Source organism: Pseudoalteromonas sp. OOF1S-7, assembly GCF_022347765.1.
In the GTDB taxonomy this organism is placed as follows: Bacteria; Pseudomonadota; Gammaproteobacteria; order Enterobacterales; family Alteromonadaceae; genus Pseudoalteromonas.
In genome coordinates, this window is sequence record NZ_JAKRFZ010000001.1 from 173,761 (window position 1) to 197,791 (window position 24,031).

Below are 24,031 nucleotides of genomic sequence, written 5' to 3' on the forward strand. Positions count from 1 at the left end.
AACTCTTACATGGTGTAGGTGGGCTTGCCGGAATTCAGCTTAGTGCCCAGTATTTTTACTATTTTATCGTTCAGCAATTCGTCTTCGGCTTCAAACCCCACGCCAATGCCGGGCGGGTTGGAGTTCTGTGCCCCCTGTGGCGTGATCCAGACGACTTTACCGGTAACAACGTCTTCTTCCAGCGCATCGGGTAAAGTAATGCGCAGCGTCAGTGCCTGCCCCATCTCGTAGCGACTATTGGTTTGCACAAACAAACCACCACTTTTCTGATAAGGCATATAACTGCGATATAGTTCGTCATTGTCTTCAAAATCAACGAGTATTTCTTGCACCTTGACTCCTATCTTAAGGTTTGCTGCAACTGATAGCACAATCGTGACAGACTCAGGGACAAGTTTAAGCCTAACACAGTTTGCTGGTCTACTGAAAACCGCCTTATGCTGGTGATAGCCGCCTGCGCTTTGATGAAATCCAGCTGACCCGATGCCATTTTAGCGTTGATGGCGGCCACGGCAAACCCGCAAAATATTTTGATCAAGCTGGTGTCTGCCTGCAAAGCCTTGCTCAATGTCTCACTATTTACACCTTCTCCAAGACGCTGCGCCTGCTGCCACAAAGCGTCGATATCACCCAGCTGCTGTGCCTGCGCCCATCTGAGCAATAATAGCGGCTGCGAGATAAACTGACTGACCCAGGGATATTGCCCGGTATGGACTCCCTGCTCTGCCAGCCATTGCTCAACCTCCCTGCCATCGACTACCGCCACATTCATTTTGTTGCAGCGACTCAACACAGTGGCTGTCACGCGGGCGGTATCATTACACAGTAGCAGTAAATAGCGGCCTTTGGCGGGCTCTTCGAGGGTTTTTAGTAATGCATTGGCCGCAGACTCGGTGAGTTTTTCTATGCCATCGATCACCACCACTTTATTGCCACCCTGCTGCGCTGAGTGAAAGATAAAGTCGTTCAGACTGCGTATCGCATCAACACTGATGCTTTGAGACTCAGCGGCGATCAGTAGCTTGTCCGGATGATTGTCAGCTTCCAGTAACAAACAGCTTTTGCATTGCCCGCAAGCAACAAGCGATGTGCCTGCTTGCTTACATAGCAGTGCCGCAGCCAGCGTGTGTGCAAACTCCAGTTTTCCCACTCCCGCCATGCCATACAGCATCTGCGCATGATGAAAGCGCTGTTGCTGATAACTCGTCTGCAATTGTGTAAAAACCGATTCTAGCCAAGGATACATCTGGACACTCGCTAATCGTTTTTACTGTTACGATTTGTTGCAATCACAGCATCAACCACTTTGAGGCAATCCGACAGCACCGATTGTTTGTCCTGGGATGCATCAATTACACTAAAACGCGCGGGGTCGGCCTTAGTCTGAGCCAGATAGCCCTCACGGGCACGCTGTAAAAACTCCATTTTTTCATCTTCGAGACGATCTAACCCTTCGCCGCGCTGACTGACACGTTGCAGGCCCAACTCCGGATCCAGGTCAAGGATGAGATTCATATCCGGTTTGAAACCACCCAGTGCCAGTTCATTGATGGTTGTAATCGCCTCAAGGTCGATGCCACGTGCGTAATGCTGAAAGCTGAATGTTGCAGCATCAAAACGGTCAGAAATCACCACTTTGCCAGCTTCAAGAGCCGGACGGATTTTTTCCTCGACGTGTTGCGCGCGGGCCGCGCCAAATAACATCAGCTCAGTCATTGACCCCATTTCTGGTGTACTGGGATCGAGGATAACGCTACGGACTTTTTCACCGATTGGCGTACCACCAGGCTCCCGGGTCAGTACTACGTCATACCCTTGCTGCTCAAGATAATCGGCAATGCCCTGGATCACTGTTGTTTTGCCAGCACCGTTACTGCCATCACAAACCAACATAAAACCTTTACTCATACACACTCTCTGCGGTACCACACGATACCGTATACAAATACCTGAAAATGGCTGCCATTATAGCGGTTTCGTGTCGCTATCAGTAGGATTAATTCATTGAATAGTGTACCGTTTAGTGCATTAATCGATTTTCGCAGGGAAAAATAATGCAAATTGATCTTCATCACGCTATGACCTGGGTGGTAGCCCGAGATGCCGGATTCTCGCCTGCTCAGGCCAGCACCATTGCCCATGCGGCACAATATGTGGATGATGCCACCAACTATGGCCACATTGAATTTGGCAATGGCGCAGCCTATGAGCGTATTGCGACCGCCCATAAAATGCTTGAATATCGCAACCTGGACAGCCTGAAAAACATGAAAGTCTGGGTGCCATTTCATTTTTTACCGGGCAATGGCGGACTACCGGCGGGACAAAATCCCAATGGCAGCTTTATTCAAAAGCTCATTTGTCAGCCTCACTCGTATGTGGCCAAAGACATGGTCGCAGAGGTGTTGGCGGACAAAGACCGCCCTTATTCATTGCACAGACTGGGCATCACGGCACACGTGTTTATTGACACCTGGGGTCACCGGGGCTTTGCCGGTGTTGACCACCCGGTCAATCATGTGCGCGATATCAAAGATCACAATGGCCAGACACATCACTCGCTGATCGCAAAAGTCAGCGGATATTTTGCCAATATCCTGCAAGACCACATTCCTAGTCTGGGCCATGGTCAGGCGTTGTCTCATCCGGACTTGCCACACCAGCACTGGTCTTATCAAAATGGTTTAGGGGAGCACATTGAGCGCAATAACCCCGTTGACTTTTTACAAGCAGCAGATGAGCTGTGCAAGGTTTTTCAGACGTACCTGGTCAAGCCCATCACCGGGCTATCGCCGAATGTAAAACAGCAGATTGCACGGTGTTTTACTCAGTTCACCAGTGATGCTCCTGAGCTGCGACACCAGCAGTGGCTGGATGCCATTGCCGCCGACCGCTTTGGTCTGGGTGCCCACCAGCTCAGTTATATCGCCAAAGGTCCTGGGTCCTGGAAGTATCAGGCCCTTGGCACCACACTGGCACAGGGCGATGAGGCTTGCTACGAGTACCACCCGGACTTTATGCACAGTGACTGGAAGCACTTTCATGATGCGGCGAAAAAACACCGTCACAGCATCATAGTAGATATTCTGCCCAGATACGGGATCTGTGTCAGTTAAACCCGGTTGCACTGCCATCTGGCTCTGAAGCGGTGCAGCTAAAGCTATTGTTTTTTGAGGGTCACCGGCTGATCTTTAACGCCGGCATAAAACACCACTATCTGCGCGGCTTCTTTACCTATGCTCTTACCCCAGTGCCAGGTATTGACAACCTCAACCAGAGTATCGCCCGCTTTGATGTGGAGCATTTCCCCGCTTTGAGTTTCGACCTGCAATTCTCCGCTGAGCAACAGCCCGGCGTTAATATACGGGTGCTTATGCGTTGGCAGCGTCTGACCGGCGGGAATGGTAAAACGCATGATCTGCACCTCCGGCTGACCTTGAGGATAGGCAGGTAAAACTGCACCATTCCAGCTGTGCAGCTGCTTGGTCAGGGTTTCAACCTGAATTTTTCCGCTGTGCGCTTGCTCTGCACTGACACTCATGGAACTCAGCAGCAACAGGGCCGAAAAGGAAAAAGCGATATTGTTCATAGGTGTTATTCCGTCGTTATTTTCCCCACCCTAACGCATTAATGTGGGTTAATTGTGAAGCACCGTCTCGATGATCTGGCGCTGTGGCGAGAGCCTTAGCATGATGTCGCATTGCTCTGGCAAAGTTGCTAACCCCCACTGTGTGAGGCGCTGGAAAAACTGCACAAAATGCGCCACTTCCGACTGCGACATGCGGCGCGCCTGAGCGCCAGACAGGCTAAGCTTTTGCTCCTGTTCAAAGCGCCAGCGGGCAACATAAGTAAACGCCTGCGCGTTGAGGAAAATGAGCTTGTCCAGTTGTGCAAACAGCGGCTGATAGTCTGCTTTAAGAAAGTGATTAACTGCACATCGATAACGCCCTTCTGGATCCCGGTTTTGTTCTAACGGGTTAACCGGATCACTGAGTTGTTGCTCAGTTTGTGGCTCGACGCCCAGGCACCAGCCCTCGACAATGAGGACATCCAGCGCCTCGGTCTTTGTCCATTTTCCCGGTTCAAATGGTTCATCCATGGACTTGTCGAAGCGGGGTAAGGTAAGCGGCCTACGGGCCCGAAATTGCGCGAATACATCCTTTGCCAATTCAGTGTTATGCGTGCCGGGGACACCGCGGGTTTGAAACAGGGGGTGGATATCTGCGGCACGTTTTGTGCGCTCGGCCCGGCTCAGATAAAAGTCATCCAGCGATACACATTCAGCATTGAGGCCGAGCTGTATCAGATACGCTTTTAAATACGCCGCCAGTGTAGATTTGCCACTGCCCTGTGAGCCGCTGATCCCAAGGCACAAAGGCACCTGCTGCTCAACCTGCTGTGCCAGCCAGCGCGTAACCGGTGCCAGTGGCTGGATATACTGCGCATCAAGGCACTGATTATCACAAAATGCCTGCTGCCAGGGCGACAGATTCCGAGGTTTATCCATAGGGCACTCAGCTAGTTAGTCAGCTCATACTTATAACCCGCACCATAAATGGAATGAATAAACTCGGTGTCAGGAGACAACTGTGACAGTTTTTTGCGAATTTTTTTAATATGGCTGTCTATAGTGCGGTCACTGACGATGCGGTCGTCGTCGTAAATGTTGTCCATTAATCGCGAGCGATTGTATATGCGTCCCGGATGCGCTACCAGCGTTTGCAATAAAACAAATTCCACCTGGGTCAGTTCAACAGAGTTGCTCTGATAACTCACAAACAAAGTATTTTCGTCCAGTGTCAGTTGCTCAGACTGAGGCACGTTCGACCCTACCCGGCGCAAAATGGCTTTCACCCGGGCAACCACTTCTCGCGGACTGTAGGGCTTACAAACATAATCATCAGCCCCCACCTCAAGCCCGAGGAGCCTGTCTATTTCTTCGACTTTGGCGGTTGTCATGATGATCGGCACCATAGAATGACGACGCACTTCCCGACAGATCACGATACCGTCAACGTTGGGTAGCATCAGGTCAAGCAAAATAATGTCGGGTTTAAAGCTTTCCACGGCAGCCAGGGCATCGGCACCGTCATGCACCATGTGGAGCTCATAGCCTGCCTGGGTAACATACTTGCCCAAAATGGTCGCAAGTTTTTGCTCGTCTTCTATGATCAGTACTTTTTGCATCTTCTGCGTTCACTTAGCTTTGGGTCTTCTCCTTCCCAAAATTAAGTGAAATCGCTTGAATTTACAACCCTTTTAAGTAAAACGCATTACCACAGCTAAGCCACCTAACTCACTCTCACGAGCCGAAATAGTGCCATTATGGGCCTGCACTATACTGGTACAAATGGCCAGCCCCAGACCTGACCCCCCCGAGACCCGATCTCTGGCCTGCTTAACGCGGTATAGCCGATCAAACAGTTTATCCAACAGCGCGGCGTCCACACCCGGTGAACTGTCCTCCCAGACGATCTCGGTGTGCTTACCCTGTTGCTTGATGGTCACCAGGATTTGCCCCGGATTGTGCAACTCAGAGTCGGTATAGCGTAGTGTGTTTTGCATCAGATTACTAAACAGTTGCGTCATCCTTCTGTCGTCACACTCCATCAGGTTTTGGAGGTCGCCTTTAAGCCGGTACACAAAGTGACGATTGGCTAACTGCGCCTGATGATTGCCAAAGGTTTGCTCAACCAGTTCACCCAGACAATGTGACGCCATCTGATAGCTTAGTGAGCCTCTGTCCGACATGGATAACTGATGCAGATCATCCACCAGCTGAGTCAGCCGGCCAATCTCCTCATGCAGAGATTGCAACTGCGCGGGATCTGTGTCTATCACACCATCGATCATGCCCTCCAGCTCAGCTTTAAACACAGCGATAGGCGTGCGCAGTTCATGGGAAATATCGGCAATCCATTGCTGTCGGGCTTGCTGGTTTTCCCGCAGGGTCTCGGACAACGTATTCAAATCTCTTGCCAGCATACCCAGCTCGTCGTTACTGTCAGGGTTTAAGTTGCTCTGATAGTCGCCCCTTGCAAGATTTTGTGCTGCACGGCGCAGTGCCAGTACCGGGGCAACCAAAAAGTGGCTGAACGGAATGGCCAGTAAGCTCGACGCAATCAGGGCAACAATGGCGATGTACATAAACCAGTTTTTTTGTCGCTCTGCAAACAGGCTGTCAAAGCGATTACTGACAACCAGCCCATCTTCCAGGCCCACATATCCCAGCAAAGGTGACGATGGGACCTCGGACTGGTGTACGGGTACCCACAAGGTGGTTCTGGTCGTTGTCAGAGAGCCAATTACCTGCTCGCCCGCCGCGTTTTTAAACACCAGACGACCACCATTATCACCATGGCCCCTGGGTGGTCTGCGCTTTTTGGGAGGATGGGCACCTCGTTCTCCTCTGGGCGGGCGATCAGCACCAGGCTGTGGGCGTCTGTCGGTGTGATACTGCGCCTGAGCACCTTGCTCAGTGCGAACGCCACGACCGCCCCAATCGGGCTCAGAACCCCGCTCATTGAGTTCTGATGGTCTGCGCGATCGCTGCATGGAAGGGCTGTCGTAACTGTCATAAGACGGGGCAGTACCGGACGAAGTGGCACTCACCCCGTTCCCTCGTAACTCTCTTACCAGCTGATGCCAGGCCGGATGGCGATGAAACACCCAGTCTTCACCATAACGGGCAAAGTTGTCGCGAATGCTCGGCACCAGGGCAATCAGCCGGGCGCGGCTGTTTTGCTGAATATAATCACGAAAGCTCTTTTCAAACGCCGCCTGATTAGCAAAGTAAATCGCCATGATCAATACAGTGTTGACCAACAACAAAATAGCCAGCAGCTTGTGCCGTATTGTCAATCTCATGGTGTAGCTACCCCTGTGAGCGGAATTCAAAACATGTAAGACCAGATGCTAATCAGTATGTAAGGTCAATGTGCAAATAGTGTGGAAGTAGTGACGAATTTTACCAAAGTGGGAACACGTCAGAGCGCTTACTTTGTGCAGGCGGTCCGTCACATTCAACACGGACCGGGACTCGAACCGAATATAAAGTGACTAATTGAACTGTACGATTTCCAGGCCGAGTATATAGCCTTCACCTTCGCTGTTATTGCCGCAACGGATCACTTTAACATGCGCATTTAGAGGGGGAATAGAGCCACCATGGCTGTCGATAAACACCTCCAGCATTTCGTTGATCTCCAGAGGCTCGTCAACAATAATTGATAGCCCCGTGGCACTTAAGTCATGGCAGGTACCTTGCAGTTTATGGCCCGTTGACAACACGGTCAATTGTGCCTGAGTATTGACCATCATGCGCATAAAGCGCCGTTTATCCTCGTGTATCATGGCATGCTCCACTCTTTCTTATCATTGCTTGCCTGCAAAAAATTACCTGGGAATAATTTGCACCATATTTTTTATTTTTTCCGATAAGGATTGCATTGAAAAAGGTTTAACCACATAGGCATCACAGCCGGCATCAAAACCCGCCTGCATTTCCTGCTCCGACTCAAGGCCCGACACCATGAGCACCGGAATATCACGGGTCTCTGGCGTATTTTTCAGCATTCGGCACGTGTCGTAGCCATCCAGCCCGGGCATGCACACATCGAGCAATATCACATCCGGTGGATCCGCTATCGCATTAGACAGGCAGCTCTTACCCGATTCAGCATAACTAAACTTAAATGCATCCGACAAAGCCATAGAGAGCATTTCAAAATTGAAATACTCATCGTCAACCACTAACACATGCGGCGTTTTCATCCTGTTCCCCTGTGTGGACATAGTCAATGCCGCTTCCTTTTCACAATCCAAAAATAGTTTCCTCTTAATAAGGTAATTGCCCCAATACAAATTGCAAGTCAAAACACACTATTCGATCTCATTTAGCGCATTGGTGATCCGTTTGGCCGAAATCGGATAGGGTGTTCCTAGTGTTTGAGCAAACAAAGACACCCGAAGTTCCTGCTGCATCCAGAAAATCTCGTCAAGTGCCGCAGGCATGGGGATCCCTTTTGGTTGTTTGTTACATTTATCGCTATACGCCGCCGCCACTTTTTCCAGCTCCAGCACACATAAACGATCCCGGTTAGGGTCAACAGGCAGTTTTTCCAGGCGTTTTTCAATGGCTTTCATATAACGCAGTAAGTCAGGCAATTTGTGCGCCCCATGCTGGCTGACGAACCCTTTGAAGATCAGGCTTTCCAGCTGAGACTTGATATCTCCGTGCGCGGTGATCATGGTTAAATCAACCCGCCCTTTCATGCGCTTGTTAATGCCGTGCGCAATGCTCAGCACCTGCTCTACCGCCGACGCAATATCGACCACTTTGTCTCCAAGTTCAGCCCGGACATATTCTTTGGCATTTTCAAAGTCCTGCTCAGAGCGGATCGCAGTGTAATCTCCCAGTAGGGCATCTATTCCCGCTGCGGTACAATCGTCGATCAGGTCATTAATTTTACCAAACGGATTAAAATACAGCCCCAGCTTTGCTTTATTCGGCAAATGCTGTTGTAAATATTTCACCGGTGAGGGCACGTTCAGCATCACCAGTCGACGCAAACCGAGGCGATGCGCCTGTTGTGCCTTGAGCGGATGGTCAAATAAACTGATTGAGGTGCTTTGCTTGTTGTCTACCAGCGCCGGGAAAGCTTTGATCTCATAGCCGCCCTGCTTTTTAGTGTATTCCACAGGCAGGTCACCAAACGACCACTGCGTCAGCCCCTCCTGCTCTATGCCCTCTTCGGCCACTTTAGACAGCGTTTGTGTAACCTTGCCTTGTAATTTGGCTTTGAGTGCATCCAGATCATAGCCATGTGCAATCACCTTATTGTGTTCGTCCAGTACCTGAAACTGCATTTTTAAGTGCGATTCCAGAGCCCCGAGATCGAATGCCTCAGCGTCAACTTTAACCCCCGTCATACGCAACAAGCGATTGGCCAGGGCTTCAAGAAAACCGCCCTGCATTGGCTCTATGGCAGCAAGCACCGCATCGGCATAGTTGGGCGCCGGAACAAAGTTGCGTCGCAGGCTTTTTGGCAGACTCTTGATCAAAGAGCAGATCAATTCATGACGCAGTGCCGGAATATGCCAGTCAAACCCTTCATTGGCCACCTGGTTAAGCAGTGGTAAGGGGATGTTCACCGTCACGCCGTCAACCGGCTGACCGGGCTCAAAATGGTAGCTCAATGGCAACATCAGATTGCCCTGCTGCCACACGTCAGGATAATCCAGCGCCGTAATGTGCGACGCTTCGTGCTGCATCAGGGCATCTCTGTCCATATGCAAAAAGCGTTTATCGGTTTTTTTCTTCTCTTTCCACCAGTGGTTGAACGCAGCCCGATTATTGACATCGGCCGGGATCCGCTGCTCATAAAACGCCTGCATCATATGCTCATCAACCAGAATATCCCGACGACGCGCTTTATTTTCCAGATCCTGAATATCTTCAATCAGGGCCTGATTGTGCTTTAAAAAGGCCTCATTTTGACCCAGTTGCTGCGCAACCAGCGCTTCTTTAATAAACAGTTCGCGACACAGCGCCGGTTCAATCTGACTGTAAACCGTACGCTTTTTGCCAACTATGATGAGGCCGTACAGGGTTTGCTGTTCAAAGGCGATGACACAACCCTGTTTCTTTTCCCAGTGCGGTTCACTGTAACTACGCTTAACCAGATGCTCCGCCAGCGGGGCAACCCAGTTAACATCAATTCTGGCATTAATACGGGCATAGAGCTTACTGGTTTCTACCAGTTCAGCCGCCATCACCCACTTCGGACTTTTCTTAAACAGGCCAGAGCCCGGGAAAATATGGAACTGGCTGTTGCGCGCCCCTTTGTAGAATTTTTTCTCGTCTTTTTGACCTATGTGGCTCAACATCCCGCTGAGCAGCGCCTGGTGAATGGCTTCGAAGCTGGCGTCGTTGCCCGAGGCCTTCAGGCCCATTTCGGTACACACGGTGGTGAGCTGATAAACAATATCCTGCCACTCTCTGACCCGCATATAGGCTAAAAAGTCTTTCTGGCATTGCTTTCTGAACTGGCTGCGACTGAGCGCTTCCTGCTGCTCCTCCAGATACTGCCAGAGGTTTAAAAACGCCATAAAATCCGAGTCCGGATCTTCAAACCGACCATGCTTTTCATCCGCAGCACCGCGCTTTTCCTGCGGTCTTTCTCTGGGGTCCTGAATCGACAGTGCCGCTGCGATAATGATCACCTCACGCAATGCACCCAAAGGGGCTGATGCCAGTACCATGCGGGCCAGTCGCGGATCTATCGGTAAGCGGCTGAGCTTACGCCCGGTCTGGGTCAGCGTGGTTTGCTCACGTCTGGCGGCAGGTTTTACGGCACCCAACTCCTCAAGCAAGGTGACACCATCTGTGATATTGCGGTTATCGGGTGCCTGCACAAACGGAAACCGCTTGATGTCGCCCAGACCCAGCGCCAGCATTTGTAAAATAACCGATGCCAGATTGGTGCGCAGAATTTCCGGATCGGTAAATTCAGGTCGGCCAAGGAAATCTTCCTCCGAGTACAGTCGGATACACACGCCCGCGGCAACCCGGCCACAGCGACCCATACGCTGATTGGCACTGGCCTGAGAAACGGCCTCAATCGGCAATCGCTGAACCTTAGTACGGGCGCTGTAGCGGCTGATCCGCGCCGTGCCCGGGTCGATAACATAGCGGATCCCAGGGACTGTCAGCGAGGTTTCGGCCACGTTGGTTGACAGCACAATACGACGGTGACTGTGGGCAGCAAAAATGCGATTTTGCTCCGCATTCGACAAACGGGCATACAAAGGCAGGATCTCAACCCCTTTGAGGTTACGCTTACTCAGCGCATCCGCCGTATCGCGAATTTCCCGCTCGCCATTCATAAAGATCAGAATGTCTCCGGGGCCTTCTGCACACAGCTCGTCTACGGCATCGAAGATCCCCTGTAGCTGGTCGTTTTCAGCTTCACTCTCATCCCCTCTGGCATCAATCACGGGGCGATAGCGCACTTCTACCGGATAGGTACGGCCCGATACTTCAATGATAGGCGCGTTATTAAAGTGCCTGGAAAAACGCTCCGGATCGATTGTCGCTGAGGTAATGATCACCTTCAGATCCGGGCGCTTGGGAAGCAGGTTTTTCAGATAGCCAAGGATAAAGTCGATATTCAGACTGCGCTCGTGGGCTTCATCTATGATGATGGTATCGTACTGGTTCAGGTATCTGTCTTGCTGGATCTCTGCCAGCAAGATACCGTCGGTCATTAATTTGATATAGCTCTTATCAGACACCTGATCGCTGAAACGGATCTTAAAGCCAACCTCCTGACCAAGTTCACAATTAAGCTCTTCGGCAATCCGGTTTGACACGCTGCGTGCGGCCAAACGTCGTGGCTGAGTGTGACCAATATAGCCATCAACACCACGGCCCAGTTCCAGACAGATTTTAGGTAGCTGAGTGGTTTTACCTGAGCCGGTTTCACCCGCGACTATCACCACCTGGTTCTCGGCAATGGCTTTTTTAATGTCGTCTTTTTTCTGGCTGACCGGCAGCGACTCGGGATATTGCACCGTCGGCAGTTCAGCCAGGCGCTTCACTCTAAGCGTTTTACTGTGCTCTATGTCACGCGTTATCTGAGTAAGTACCTTTTGTTGTTTCGCTTCGTCTTTTATTTTTTTGACGCCCTGAAGACGTTTTTTAAAGAGAAACTGATCCTTTTTGAGGCAATCCGCTATGTTCGAATACAACGACTGCAAATCCACTACACGACACCTTGTTACTGAGAAAATCGTCGCGTAGTCTAACAAAAAGCATGCAGTCAGCCCAGTCCCTTTGACGGGGGCTGTGTACTAAATTAGCGCAGGTAAAGTCGTCGATACAACGAGTGGGCCGAACAGCGCGCCAGGCACACTCGCCGACAGGTCTGGCGAGCGATTCAATACTCAGACAAAGCGATGTCCCGATTCATAGGTATCGTGGAGGTGCTTATCAATGGCATAAAGCACATGAGTACGGCTGATCACTCCAACCAGCCGACAATCACTGTCACAGACCGGATAAATTTTCGGCTTGTCCGCCGTCATTCTGTCTGCCAATTTTAAAATGCTGTCATCCGGGCTGACACACAATGGCTCAGCATTCATTACATCAGCCACTATGCTGTGTGATTCGTTCTGATAAGTAGCTTCGAGCATAGTGCGGATACAATCTTGCTCAGATAAAAAGCCCACCACGCGTTGCATGTCATCAATCACCGGGCCTCCGGACTGACCACTTTGCAGTAATTTTTCCACTGCCGATTCGATGCGCATGTCCGCTTTAAAGGTCACCGGACGATGATTCAGATAGTCTGCTACTTTGACAGATTGCATATTTCATTCCCCTAAAAAAACACCAGCTTCATATTAAATAGTAGCTGGCGTTACAAAAATTGCCCAAATTTGCAGACGTTAAGCAGACTGATTAGGGTTATTGTGCCTCTTTGAAAATACCAACATAGGTAGGCTGAGTGTTGGATTTACTGGCCCGATACATGCCCTTGGTGTTAAATGGCATACTGATATTGCCCTTGGCATCTAAAATAATCACCCCGCCGGTTCCACCCGCACGTAACATAGGGCCAAAAATCACGTCCTGCCCGGCTTGCACCACGGATTTGTCCTGATACTGCACCCGCGCGCAGATATCAGCGGCAACGTTATAGCGGATAAAGTACTCACCGTGCCCGGTTGCTGATACTGCACAAGACTCATTGTCTGCAAAGGTCCCCGCGCCAATAATCGGCGAGTCACCAACACGACCAAATCGTTTTGCTGTCATACCGCCTGTCGATGTGCCTGCGGCCAGGTTGCCTTGTTTGTCCAGCGCCACGGCGCCCACTGTGCCCATTTTATATTGCAGTGGCAATTGCTGATGCTGTGCCTGATAGTCTTTGCTGCCCTGCTCGGCTTGTTCCAGCTTCTTTCGTGCTTTTTGCCAGGCTTCATGACGGTGAGGCGTATCAAAATAGTCGTTGTTAACGAACGGCATACCTTCACGTTTAGCAAATTCCTCGGCACCTTCACCACTGAGCATCACATGCACCGATTTCTCCATGACCGCTCTTGCCAGCTCGATGGGATTTTTAATATGTTTAACACCGGCAACCGCACCGGCCTGACGATCGCGTCCATCCATAATTGATGCGTCCAGCTCATGCGCCCCTTCATAAGTATAAACCGCGCCTTTTCCGGCATTAAAGAACGGCGAGTTTTCAAGCACTGTAATTGCCGTAGTGATGGCATCCAGGCTTTCACCTCCTTGCTCCAACACGGCGTAGCCCTGCTCAACGGCCGCTTTAAGCGTCTGTCTATAGGCTTTTTCCTGCTCAGGTGTGAAGCGTGATTTTTCAATCGTGCCGGCACCACCATGAATAGCAATCGCAATGGGTGTCTCAGGTTTGGCTGCAAAAGCAGGATGTGCCACGCTCAGAGCGGCGAATATGGATGAGGTGATAAGAATACGGCGCATGTTGAGTTCCTGTTGTACTTTTATTATGGAACCAAGTTGCCGGAATTGAATTTCGAATACAAAAAAAAGCGATAAAAAAAGCGCCCTCAGGCGCTTTTTAACAATAGATAGTCATTACTGACTTAGCTTGCCTGACGCTTTGCTTTCAGACGAGCCAGACGGCCAACCTGATGTGTAGAAGTCAGGAAAGAGAAGATAGGTGCCAGGTAACCACGCTTACGCAATTCCAGGTATGCTTCATCGCTCAGCTCGTTCAGCTTACGCTCGTCTACCAGGTAGATACCGTTAATGTCTTTCTTCTCACCTGCGATTTCAACAGTCAGAGTCTGTTGAACCAGCAGGTCTTTATCAGCCAGGTATTGTGTGAAGGCTTCAGTAACACGAGAAAACTCGATGTAGTTAACCAGTGCTTCTTTACGACGCTCCAGGTATTCAGTTTCTTTGCCATCTTCGAACAAAGCATTACCTTCTTCTTCACCTACCAGCGGGCTTGCTTCGTCAATAACGATGCCGTACTGATCTTGCTCTGGATGCTTCACCAGACCAAATGGGTAGCGAGAAGCAGCAAGAGGTGCGATGCCCGCAGTCCACTCGTCATTTTGTACAAACAGGTTTTCACCTGGCTCAAGGCCAAACAAAGCCACTGCCTGATACTGGCCGCTTTCAGTGTTCTTAACAAATGCCATCGGGAATTCAGTCGCAACACGTGCAAACTCGTGTGCAACAACCGGGATCAAGTGCTGAGATTTTAAAAATTCTACGTTAATGCCATTTTTTACTTTGATGTTGGCATGTTTCTCATTGTGTAAAGGCTGCACTTGTTGCTCCGCCATAATACTGCTCCGTTTTATCGTAAAGTTGTTATTTATATGCGTCCAAGGCTATAGCTTTTCAAGGTAAAAGAAAAGAAATATTGTGGTTAAATTCTTTGAAAGCCATATCTTGATGCTTTTGCAACCAGCGTGCTGTGCGTTTCTAATATTGCACCAGCCTTTTGCTGCTGCCGGGCTACCAGCTTCAGCATAGCTTCCTGTTGTGACACTTTTTGTGGCGAAGGATAATTGCATCGACTGGGATAGTTCATGCCATATAACACATACAGGTGATTCTCCAGCCTGAACACATCCAGACTGCTGACAAAGTCATACTCATTGGGAATATCGTTTCTCCACAATGCCAATTTGTGTTGCAGTGAGTCTGGGATCGTCTCTGCTGCGCGATTCATTCGCCAAAACTCACTATCGTCACGATTTGAGATACAATAGTGAAGTTTGATAAAATCAATGATTGACTGCCAGACATGCGTCATATGTTGATTAAACTGCTGCGCAATGGGCGGTATGTCCTGGTGCACATCGGGTAAACGTCTAGAGAGCATTCTGGCTGCTAAATCAAAAACTAATAACCCAGTTGCTTCCAACGGTTCAACAAACCCTTGTGACAGTCCAATGCCGATACAGTTTTTCACCCAGGCTTGTGCTCGATAACCCACCTGCATTTTGATCAGCCGCGACTCGACAGCATCTTCAGACTTTCCCAGATAAGCGGATAAATCGCGATGGGCCTGTTCATGGGTCGTAAATTGATCGCTGTAAACGTGGCCTACCCCTTTACGGGTTTGCAGCCCAATGTCCCAGATCCACCCTGCCTGCTGGGCTGCTGAAATAGTGTAAGGCGGTACTTCTTGCTCATTTTCATAAGGGACCTGTGTCACCACAGCGTGGTTGGCGAACAATACATCACTTTTATCGATAAACGGGGTGTTGAGTGCTTTACCGAGCAATAATGACTGAAAACCACTACAGTCAATAAACAGATCGCCTTCAAGCAGTCCCCCCAGCTTCAGCTGTAACCCTGAGATGGCGCCATCCGGTGTCAGTTTGACTGATTCAACGTCATCCAATATATGCTTTACCTGGCGATTTTTGGTTGCATGATCTGCAAGTAATGCTGAAAACTTACCCGCATCAAGGTGAAAAGCATAGTTAATCATGCGCTCATATTCAGCATTGGTGATCAACTTTGGCGCTCTATTTTCTAGTGCAATATGGGCCTGGATGGAAACGCTTAGATCAAAGCGTGTCCTGGCCTCAGGTAACTGATGCAACCAGTAAGGCAACAGATTAACCCCGTTAACATTTGGATCGTCAAACGGGTGAAAATAGCAATGGGGCTGTCCGTCAACAGGCTTGTTCCAGCCCGTAAAGTGGATGCCATTTTTAAAGGTTGCATCGCACAGCCGGAACATATCCGACTCCCGGATCCCAAACTTTTTCAGGCTATCAACAATAACAGGGACCGTCCCCTCACCGACCCCGATCGTAGGAATGTCAGGAGACTCAATTAATGTAATAGACACATCCTCGGACGCATCCGCGGCCAAATGATTAGCAGCCAGCCAGCCCGCTGTGCCACCTCCTACAATGACGATACGTTTAATTCTGGTTTCTGCATTTTGCACAATTCACCTCACAACCACTGAAAAGACCACCACCGACGGACATACCGCTTTTACTATAAACAATGTACGCCTGTCTCGATCTTGCCATAAAACAGGCATAAAAAAGCCCCACTATTTAAGCAGGGCTTTTCCAAACAACAAAATTAGAAACGTAAGTTTGCACCCAATGCAATCTTGCGCTCACCCACATAGCTCCATGCAGGGAAGTTGTGTTTCGTTTCTTCTTTCAACAGACCGTCAGAGCCTGAGATACCAATCTGGTAGCTGTCTTCTTCGAGAATGTTTACAACTTCAAGTGTCAGGCTGATATTGTCATTCACCTGGTAGTTACCAGTGAAGTCCAAAGTACCGAAGTCCATATGCTCACGTGAAGAATAGAAACCCGTTTCACGGATCATGAACTCAGAACGCCAGTTATAAGCCAGACGCGCGCCGAAGTCATCATTCTCGTAGTAACCGACTAAGTTAACCGTATGATCAGAGCTGTCTGAGAAACGGCCGATACGGTCATCGAAGTTTGTTTCTTCTGACGAGCTGTCGGCATACGTATAGTTGACGATGGCACCAAAGCCGTTGTCAAACGCGTGCTGCAACTGAAGCTCAAGGCCGATTACATCACCACCGTCGCCATTTACGCGGTTAACAATGTTCCATACATCACAATTACACGCGGGATCTTTGATACCGATAGACTGATTTGGTGTAGTTGAAGAGGTTACGAATGTCTCGATGTCTTTGTAGAAGAACGTCGCGCTTGCGAAGTTGCTGTCACCGTAATAGTACTCATAAGACACGTCCAGCTGAGTTGCTTTGAACGGCTCAAGACCTGGGTTACCGGTTACTTCTTGCTGGTCATTCGGGTTTTCATTGTCGTAACCACTCAGGCTAGAACGTGCAAACACATCCTGGTAGTTAGGGCGACTGATAACCTGCGCGATTGAACCTCTCAGGATAGTGTCTTCATCCAGGTCGTACGCGATATTGAAGCTTGGCAGGATATCTGAGTAATCCGCTTCTTTGTTAGACAAGGTCTTCGACTTCAGCGCATTACCACCGTAGAAGTTACCTGAATCAGTAATACCCGTTACTGTGATGTCTGAGCCATAGTAGTCACTGTTGACATCTGTAGAGATGTAACGCAGACCAAAGTTACCACGGTAGTTTTCACCACTGAAATCAGCCATTACGTAAAACGCAAAGTTTTCTTCTTCAAGCGCGGCATAACCACTGCGGTCACGCACATATTCGCTGAAGTTCTGCGCGGTATGGTTGAACATTGCATCCAGGTGTGGACCCGGGATAGTGATATATTCGAAACCCGCTTCGTTTACGCCATTGCCATATAGTTGTGCCGGTGCAATATCAGCAATATCAGCAATCACACTGGTTGGATCATTTTCATCACGCAGTACCGGCGCGCCATTCGCATCACGCTGAATGTTTGCCAGACCTTTGAAATTATCTTCTTCCACCTTGTGGTTAGTGAAGCGTGCACCAACATGAACAGCGGTGATGATGTCATGGTCAAGCATGAACTTAGTATCAAGCTGTGCATACGTTTCTTCATCCGTATTCGGCTGATTACGTACTGCCCATGCTGCTACGCCCGGGCTACCCTCATTCCAGTGACCAACGCGATAATCATTTTCTTTTAGCTGGATCTTAATACGCTTGCCCGTCATGTCGATCATGCCGTAGCGATCTTCATGAGAACCAATCAAACCACCATAGTTTGTTTGCGCTTCTGTACCACCAGTTGCTTCTGAACGACCAATACGGCCGGAGATTTCAAACGTGTCACGCTTGAATTCAAAACCAAAATCAACGGTTTCAGATTCCATCTTCGCACGACGAGCAAACGCTTGAAGCCAAGACGGGTTATCAGTTGGTGTCGCTGCTGTTGCTTCAGACAACATACATACGCCATCCGGGTTTTCGCCCAGGCAGTTTGCGCCAGCCTGGAAAATCCAGAAGCTGCTGTTGTTGTTGTTCGCTTCAAGCTCAAGATTCATGTATGTCAGGTCGAATGATAGCTCATCCGTAGGCGCATACTGGAACGCAACATTGGTTGCTGTTCTTTCACGCTCTTGCAGGAAGTAGTTAGCAGAAACTGCACCATTCCAGCCAGCCAGTGACTCATTACCGCGACGCACATAGTCGGTTTCCTGTACAGCTAACGCAGCAAGTACACCAAATGTTTCGTCGTCGTTTTTATAACTTGCAAGGCCACTGTAAGCAGGATCCCACTGCTCAGACTGGCTTGAGTAAACACTTTTAACAGAAGCGAAAACGGTTCCGGAATCCAGGTCTAATGGTTTGCGGGTTTTTACGTTAACCGTACCACCAACACCACCTTCTACGATGTTTGCCTGCGAAGACTTGTAAACGTCGATACCTGAAATCAGTTCAGGTGGCAACAAGGTGTAGTTGAAGCTTCGATCGATTGCTTGCTCAGTATACCAACCTGTAGAAGCAACGTTCTGACCGTTAAGCGTGGTTAACGTTAACTGGCTGGATGCACCACGGATTGATACTTGCTGGCCCTGGCCAAACTGACGACTTACTGCGACACCCGGGATACGACCCAGCGCTTCACCTACGTCACTGTCAGGAAACTTACCGATATCTTCTGCCGATACCGCATCTACAACGCTGGTTGCGAAGCGTTTGGTATTAACAGCTTCAGCCAATGAGCGGCGGATACCACGCACTTCAATGACTTCTACGTTCTCTTGAACGCCAGTCTGGTTATCTTCAGCAAACGCTACGCCTGTCACACCCGTACTCAGGATGAGGCCAACCTTAGCTGCCAGTAAGCTTTTTTTAAAATTATTAGCTAACACAGGATTCCCCTTGAATCATTTTGTTGGTTTTTAAATCACTTCTGCCCAGTGATGATGACAACGCTGTCATCTAATAACAAACCATACACCCAAAATTACAGATTCGCTACATCTTTTTTTGTGGCTAACATAAGATTTTTTCAACAAAAACCTAAACCACTGATATAGATAGAATAAATAATTATTCGGTTATAGTTTGTTACAAACGAGGAGAATATATCACAAGCTATGCACTTTTTTACAGAGATTGCGATGAGTTATGTAGAAGATTTGGACCTAATTAATAAACATTTCTAATGTCGGCAAGCTGAGCTATCTGATTATTCCATAAATGTTCGGGCAGAAGCGGATTCAAGGTGATAATAGATCTCAATGACAACGCTGTCATTTTATCTTTTTCATCCTTACTTTGTCCAGTGTATTTATATGACAAATTCACGAAAGTGCCTTTACTCTCGGTGTTGAGTGACGTTTGAACATGGTAAAACAAGCACTTAATTCAGATGAAAGGCATGAGAATTTATCACCACCCTTTCTTTTTCAATGAGATGTGCATACAGGTTGGCGAATAATGAATTCTTTCACTGGCTGGAAACACATGTTGGTGCGATTCTGTCGTCGCATCACTGGGTAATACAAAGTACAGCTCTCTTGCATCTGGCCAGTAACCAGACACAAAAAAGCCCGGTCGAATTACTCGCCGGGCTTTTAAACACAATCAAGACTGCGTTTGGGTTTATTTGCTCAGATCAAGCATCAGTTTGTTCAGGCGAGCTACGAAGCCAGCCGGGTCTTTCAGGCTGCCACGCTCTGCAAGCAGTGCCTGGTCCAGTAATACTTCTGACCACTGTGCAAACTTATCTTCGTCCTGTTCCACATTCAGGTGTTTAACCAGCTGGTGCTCAGGGTTCAGCTCAAAAATTGGCTTAGCCTCTGGTGCAGACTGACCAATTGACTCCATCAGTTTTTGCATCTGCGAACTCATATCGTGGTCATCGACAACCACACAGGCCGGAGAATCGGTCAGACGGTGTGTAAAGCGTACTTCTTTTACTTTATCGCCCAGCGCTTCTTTGATGCGCTCAACCAGGCCTTCTACCTGCTTCTCGCTCTCTTCCTGCGCTTTTTTGCTCTCTTCGTCTTCCATATCGCCAAGGTCAAGATCACCCCGAGTGATTGACTGGAATTGTTTCTCCGCAAACTCAGTCAGGTGGCTCATCATCCACTCATCAACGCGATCCGACAGCAACAGTACTTCGATGCCCTTCTTACGGAAAATTTCCAGGTGTGGGGAGCTCTTCGCCGCTTCAAAGCTGTCTGCCACCACGTAGTAAATCTTGTCCTGACCTTCGGCCATGCGCTCAATATACTGCTCAAGCGACACATTTTGTACGCTTTCATCAGTGTGGGTAGAGCTGAAGCGCAGTAGCTTAGCAATCGCTTCTTTGTTTGCAGCGTCTTCAGCCGGGCCTTCTTTGATCACCTGGCCAAACTCGTTCCAGAAAGTCTGATAATCTTCTGGCTTGTTCTTGCCCATGCGGTCAAGCATTTTCAGGATACGAGAGGTACAGCCCTTACGAATAGCCTGAGTTACTTTGTTGTCCTGCAGAATTTCACGCGACACGTTCAGTGGCAAGTCGTTAGAATCCAGTAAGCCTTTTACAAAGCGCAGGTAGCTTGGCATAAACTGCTCAGCGTCATCCATGATGAACACGCGTTGTACGTACAATTTCAGACCAGTCTGACGGTCACGGTTCCACATATCGAAAGGCGCTTTTTTCGGAATGTACAATAAGCTGGTGTACTCCGTTTTGCCTTCGACTTTATTGTGCGCCCAGGTCAGTGGCTCTTCCCAGTCATGGCCAACGTGCTTATAGAATTCTTTATATTCTTCGTCGCTGATCTCAGACTTATCGCGCGTCCACAGTGCTGTGGCACGGTTGATACCTTCCCACTCGCCCGGTTGCGCTTCGATTTTCTCACCATCCGGGCCTTCAGATTCTGGTACCGGTGCTTTATACATTTCAACCGGAATAGAGATGTGATCTGAGTACTTAGTGACGATTGAACGCAGACGAAAATCGTCAGCAAATTCCAGTTCGTCTTCACGCAGATGAAGAATAATTTCAGTACCGCGTTCGGCTTTTTCAATATCTGCCAGCGTGTATTCACCCTCGCCTTTTGATTGCCACTCAACCGCCTGCGATTCACCCGCTTTACGCGTGCGTACGGTTACCTCATCAGCCACGATAAAGGCAGAATAAAAACCCACACCGAACTGGCCGATTAGTTGAGAGTCTTTCGCCTCATCACCTGTCAGGTTATTGAAAAATTCCGCCGTGCCCGATTTAGCGATTGTACCCAGTGAGCTTATCACTTCATCACGGGTCATCCCGATACCATTATCAGAAATGGTAACCGTCTTTGCGTCTTTGTCGGCGCTGATACGTACGCGCAACTCAGCATCACCTTCGTACAAATTGCCGTTTTGCAACGCTAAAAAGCGTAACTTATCAGCGGCATCCGATGCGTTGGAGACCAGCTCCCGTAAAAAGATCTCTTTGTTGGAGTATAAGCTGTGGATCATCAGCTGAAGCAGTTGCTTAGTGTTGGCACTAAATGAATGATTTTGTTTGGTATTCTCTGTAGTCATTTGGTACACCCTAACTTATTTGGTACACATAGTAGTACATAGTTAATCAGTTAACTTGCGTTCTGCTCAGGTATATTGTGCTGGGAAGATATTTTTCAAGAGTGTTAAAAGAAAAAAGTTGCAATTAGTGTACTTTCGAAGCAATAAATATTGAAAAAGCCCTTTCGGGCTTTCACTAAATCGCTTTTCTGCCGCTAAAGGCGTGCATCAGGGTCATCCCATCCACCAGTTCCAGTTCGCCACCGACAGGCATACCATGGGCTATTCGGGAGGCGGTCACACCGTGTTGATGGCACATCTCACCAATAAAGTGGGCAGTGGCTTCACCTTCAACCGTCGGGTTGGTTGCCAGAATGACTTCATTGATGTTGCCATTGGCAAGCGTTTTTTCCAGTACATCCATGCCAATTTCGGCCGGGCCAATGCCATCAAGCGGTGATAAATGCCCCATCAATACAAAATACAGACCCTGGTACTGACCGGTTTGTTCAATGGCCAGTACATCACTTGGGGATTCAACCACACACAGCAATCCGGTATCCTGACGTTTTACATTGCTGCAGATATCGCATACCGGCGTTTCTGAAAAAGTACGGCAGGATTCACAGTGGCCGATTTTGTCCATTGCCTGCAACAGACTCTGGCCCAGCTGAGTGCCACCACTGCGGTCCCTTTCAAGCAGGTGAAAGGCAATCCGCTGTGCCGATTTAGGTCCAATGCCAGGTAGACAACGCAAAGCTTCAACCAAAGCTGAGAGTGAGGGAGATAATTGCATAATAAAGCATTCTTAATTTACTGACAGCGTACGGCGAACTGGCTGATATCTATACATCAGTATCTTGTTGCCCGCTAAGCTGTGCTGATCCGATCAATGGTCGCCATCTTACTATGGCTGACACGACAGCGACAAGCCAAAGATAGAGGATAAAGTACTGCCCCGCAGGGCAACAAAAAGGCGGGCAATCGGAGAGTATCGGATCTCATGGGTAAGGGTGAGTACCCGCCTGAAGGACGAAAATTGTGCCTTTAAGTACTTTGCTTAACTTTTGGCCACCAGCTCTTTGGTTACCTGTTCTATGCCGACTTCGCTTATCCGGGCTGTGATCTCTTTTTGTTTGGCGCTTAGCAGTGAGATGCTCTCGGCAACCAGATCGTATACCTGCCACTCACCCGCTTTGTTTTTGCGGAATTTAAATACGATGTCGATAGTCGGTGCATTGGGTTCAACAATTTCGGATTTCACCGACGCGAATTTGCTGTCGTCGCTCACAACCGGCTCAATGAAGTTAACCTGCTGGCCCTTATAGCTCATCAGTGCGTTGGCATAAGTATTGGCCAGGTATTGCTCGACCGCATCAATAAAGGTCACGGCCTGATCCCGGTTGATCTCACGGACATGCTTGCCAAGTAACTTGAAAGACACATATTTGATGTCGATATGAGGCATCAATTGCTCGCGCACGAGCTTTTTCAGCTGTGCTTTTTTCTGGACTTCTTCCAGCGTGTTTAGTTTGCTGATATCCACAAACAGCTGATCGCCAACCGACTTGATCAGGCCATAGGGGTTACTTTGTGTACCGGCTGCTGCAAAACCCGGTACGCTGCTAAACGCCAGTACTGTTACCAGTATAAGTTGCATTAGTCTTTTCATGATCCACTCCCATAACGGTTAATGGGACAAGTTTAGCGCTAACTTTGCAGATAAAAAACACACAAATCAGCACCATATTAATGCTAGATTGGCACCAATCGTCTTTACCTTTAAAATCAATCACTTACCATTCAGGTGCCGAATTAGCATCAATCAGTTGCCATTTCATGTCTTTTTATTGGCAAAAGACAACCCGAAAATGGGGCTATTCAATTCTACTGAGTTTGGTTTTATGATGATCAAATCAATCGTATTTCTGCTGTCACTGCTTACATTGGTAGCAGCCCCTGTTTCTGCGCAGCAGCATGGCTATGCCATCCATTACATTCATGGGGAAGGCAGCGTCGATGGCATTAAACTGGCTTATCAATACCATCCAAAACTGGAACTGCCGGCAGCCTGGCGTCACTTTGATGTACATTTTGAAAGCAGCATCAATTTCTGGCGTTATGGAGACGAAAACCGCCATGACGGAAATTTTGTTCTGGCGGTTTCGCCGGTGATCCGATATCCCTTCACCACCTTAAACGGCCATCCGATTGCTCTGGAGTTTGGCATTGGTCTGGCCCTACTGGATGATACACAGTTTGCGGGTAAAAATGTCAGCACGCATTACCAGTTTGAAGACAGACTGGGACTGGTTTATCAGCTGGACAATGCCAATATCGCTATTCGCTATATGCACTACTCCAACGCCGGATTCAAAAGCCCCAATCCCGGCTTAGACTTTCTGTCTTTATCGTACTCGGCGTATTTTTGAGAAGTTTGGATCTCCGTCAGCCCGGCTAGCCGGGCTTCGTATCCAACTGTAGCCTCGGTATTTTAAGCCCCTGTTTAGCTTCATCCGCCTCGACTAACTGTGGCTAACCCAGACATAGGCAAAGCCCAAGTGGCATTCAGCGTTCCTATT

At 48.9% G+C, this 24,031-nt stretch carries 20 protein-coding genes; 2 read left to right on the top strand and 18 right to left on the bottom strand.

The features are described from left to right. Window positions 1-5: 5 nt before the first annotated feature. The 3 genes from MHN33_RS00745 to tmk are packed head-to-tail and all read right to left on the bottom strand — an operon-like array spanning window position 6 to window position 1,908. Window positions 6-332, bottom strand: coding sequence for a PilZ domain-containing protein (locus tag MHN33_RS00745; RefSeq protein ID WP_046003737.1), 327 nt, complete (start codon window positions 330-332; stop codon window positions 6-8). 8 nt (window positions 333-340) lie between these two features. Next, complete coding sequence (gene holB, locus MHN33_RS00750; RefSeq protein WP_239393254.1) at window positions 341-1,246, bottom strand: DNA polymerase III subunit delta'; 906 nt, start codon at window positions 1,244-1,246, stop codon at window positions 341-343. Between the two features lie 11 nt (window positions 1,247-1,257). Continuing rightward, window positions 1,258-1,908: a dTMP kinase gene (gene tmk, locus MHN33_RS00755; RefSeq protein WP_239393255.1), complete on the bottom strand. Its 651-nt coding sequence runs from the start codon at window positions 1,906-1,908 to the stop codon at window positions 1,258-1,260. 146 nt (window positions 1,909-2,054) lie between these two features. Here tmk and MHN33_RS00760 point away from each other — a divergent pair, with 146 nt between their 5' ends. After that, window positions 2,055-3,116: a DUF6765 family protein gene (locus MHN33_RS00760; protein ID WP_239393256.1), complete on the top strand. Its 1,062-nt coding sequence runs from the start codon at window positions 2,055-2,057 to the stop codon at window positions 3,114-3,116. Between the two features lie 44 nt (window positions 3,117-3,160). Here the strand turns inward: MHN33_RS00760 and MHN33_RS00765 are convergent, their stop codons facing one another. From MHN33_RS00765 to MHN33_RS00835, 15 genes are all read right to left on the bottom strand, one after another. Then, the gene (locus tag MHN33_RS00765; RefSeq protein ID WP_239393257.1) at window positions 3,161-3,589 is read right to left on the bottom strand and encodes a cupin domain-containing protein; all 429 of its coding nucleotides are present in this window, start codon (window positions 3,587-3,589) and stop codon (window positions 3,161-3,163) included. A 48-nt stretch (window positions 3,590-3,637) separates the two neighbouring features. Further along, entirely contained in the window at window positions 3,638-4,507 is an 870-nt protein-coding gene (locus tag MHN33_RS00770) for a kinase (protein ID WP_239393258.1), read from the bottom strand. An 11-nt stretch (window positions 4,508-4,518) separates the two neighbouring features. Then, the gene (locus tag MHN33_RS00775; RefSeq protein ID WP_239393259.1) at window positions 4,519-5,187 is read right to left on the bottom strand and encodes a response regulator; all 669 of its coding nucleotides are present in this window, start codon (window positions 5,185-5,187) and stop codon (window positions 4,519-4,521) included. Between the two features lie 72 nt (window positions 5,188-5,259). Then, window positions 5,260-6,867, bottom strand: a complete 1,608-nt coding sequence (locus tag MHN33_RS00780; RefSeq protein ID WP_239393260.1) for an ATP-binding protein — start codon at window positions 6,865-6,867, stop codon at window positions 5,260-5,262. Between the two features lie 192 nt (window positions 6,868-7,059). Next, the gene (locus MHN33_RS00785) at window positions 7,060-7,353 is read right to left on the bottom strand and encodes a PilZ domain-containing protein (RefSeq protein ID WP_239393261.1); all 294 of its coding nucleotides are present in this window, start codon (window positions 7,351-7,353) and stop codon (window positions 7,060-7,062) included. Between the two features lie 42 nt (window positions 7,354-7,395). Next, window positions 7,396-7,794: a response regulator gene (locus MHN33_RS00790; protein WP_239394962.1), complete on the bottom strand. Its 399-nt coding sequence runs from the start codon at window positions 7,792-7,794 to the stop codon at window positions 7,396-7,398. Window positions 7,795-7,881: 87 nt separating this feature from the next. Next, window positions 7,882-11,766, bottom strand: coding sequence for an ATP-dependent RNA helicase HrpA (gene hrpA / locus MHN33_RS00795; RefSeq protein ID WP_239393262.1), 3,885 nt, complete (start codon window positions 11,764-11,766; stop codon window positions 7,882-7,884). Between the two features lie 180 nt (window positions 11,767-11,946). Continuing rightward, window positions 11,947-12,375, bottom strand: coding sequence for a CBS domain-containing protein (locus MHN33_RS00800; RefSeq protein WP_046003729.1), 429 nt, complete (start codon window positions 12,373-12,375; stop codon window positions 11,947-11,949). Window positions 12,376-12,472: 97 nt separating this feature from the next. Then, window positions 12,473-13,513, bottom strand: coding sequence for an isoaspartyl peptidase/L-asparaginase (locus tag MHN33_RS00805; RefSeq protein ID WP_239393263.1), 1,041 nt, complete (start codon window positions 13,511-13,513; stop codon window positions 12,473-12,475). Window positions 13,514-13,635: 122 nt separating this feature from the next. Next, window positions 13,636-14,346 carry a SapC family protein gene (locus tag MHN33_RS00810; protein WP_239393264.1) on the bottom strand — a complete coding sequence of 237 codons (711 nt, stop codon included), beginning with the start codon at window positions 14,344-14,346 and terminating at the stop codon, window positions 13,636-13,638. 86 nt (window positions 14,347-14,432) lie between these two features. Continuing rightward, the gene (locus tag MHN33_RS00815) at window positions 14,433-15,974 is read right to left on the bottom strand and encodes a tryptophan halogenase family protein (protein WP_239393265.1); all 1,542 of its coding nucleotides are present in this window, start codon (window positions 15,972-15,974) and stop codon (window positions 14,433-14,435) included. Between the two features lie 143 nt (window positions 15,975-16,117). After that, window positions 16,118-18,817: a TonB-dependent receptor gene (locus tag MHN33_RS00820; protein WP_239393266.1), complete on the bottom strand. Its 2,700-nt coding sequence runs from the start codon at window positions 18,815-18,817 to the stop codon at window positions 16,118-16,120. A 736-nt stretch (window positions 18,818-19,553) separates the two neighbouring features. Continuing rightward, window positions 19,554-21,470 carry a molecular chaperone HtpG gene (gene htpG, locus MHN33_RS00825; RefSeq protein WP_239393267.1) on the bottom strand — a complete coding sequence of 639 codons (1,917 nt, stop codon included), beginning with the start codon at window positions 21,468-21,470 and terminating at the stop codon, window positions 19,554-19,556. 175 nt (window positions 21,471-21,645) lie between these two features. After that, entirely contained in the window at window positions 21,646-22,245 is a 600-nt protein-coding gene (gene recR / locus MHN33_RS00830; RefSeq protein ID WP_239393268.1) for a recombination mediator RecR, read from the bottom strand. A gap of 264 nt (window positions 22,246-22,509) precedes the next feature. After that, entirely contained in the window at window positions 22,510-23,121 is a 612-nt protein-coding gene (locus tag MHN33_RS00835; protein WP_239393269.1) for an ABC transporter substrate-binding protein, read from the bottom strand. A 235-nt stretch (window positions 23,122-23,356) separates the two neighbouring features. Here MHN33_RS00835 and MHN33_RS00840 point away from each other — a divergent pair, with 235 nt between their 5' ends. Then, entirely contained in the window at window positions 23,357-23,881 is a 525-nt protein-coding gene (locus tag MHN33_RS00840; RefSeq protein ID WP_239394964.1) for an acyloxyacyl hydrolase, read from the top strand. Window positions 23,882-24,031: the final 150 nt, after the last annotated feature.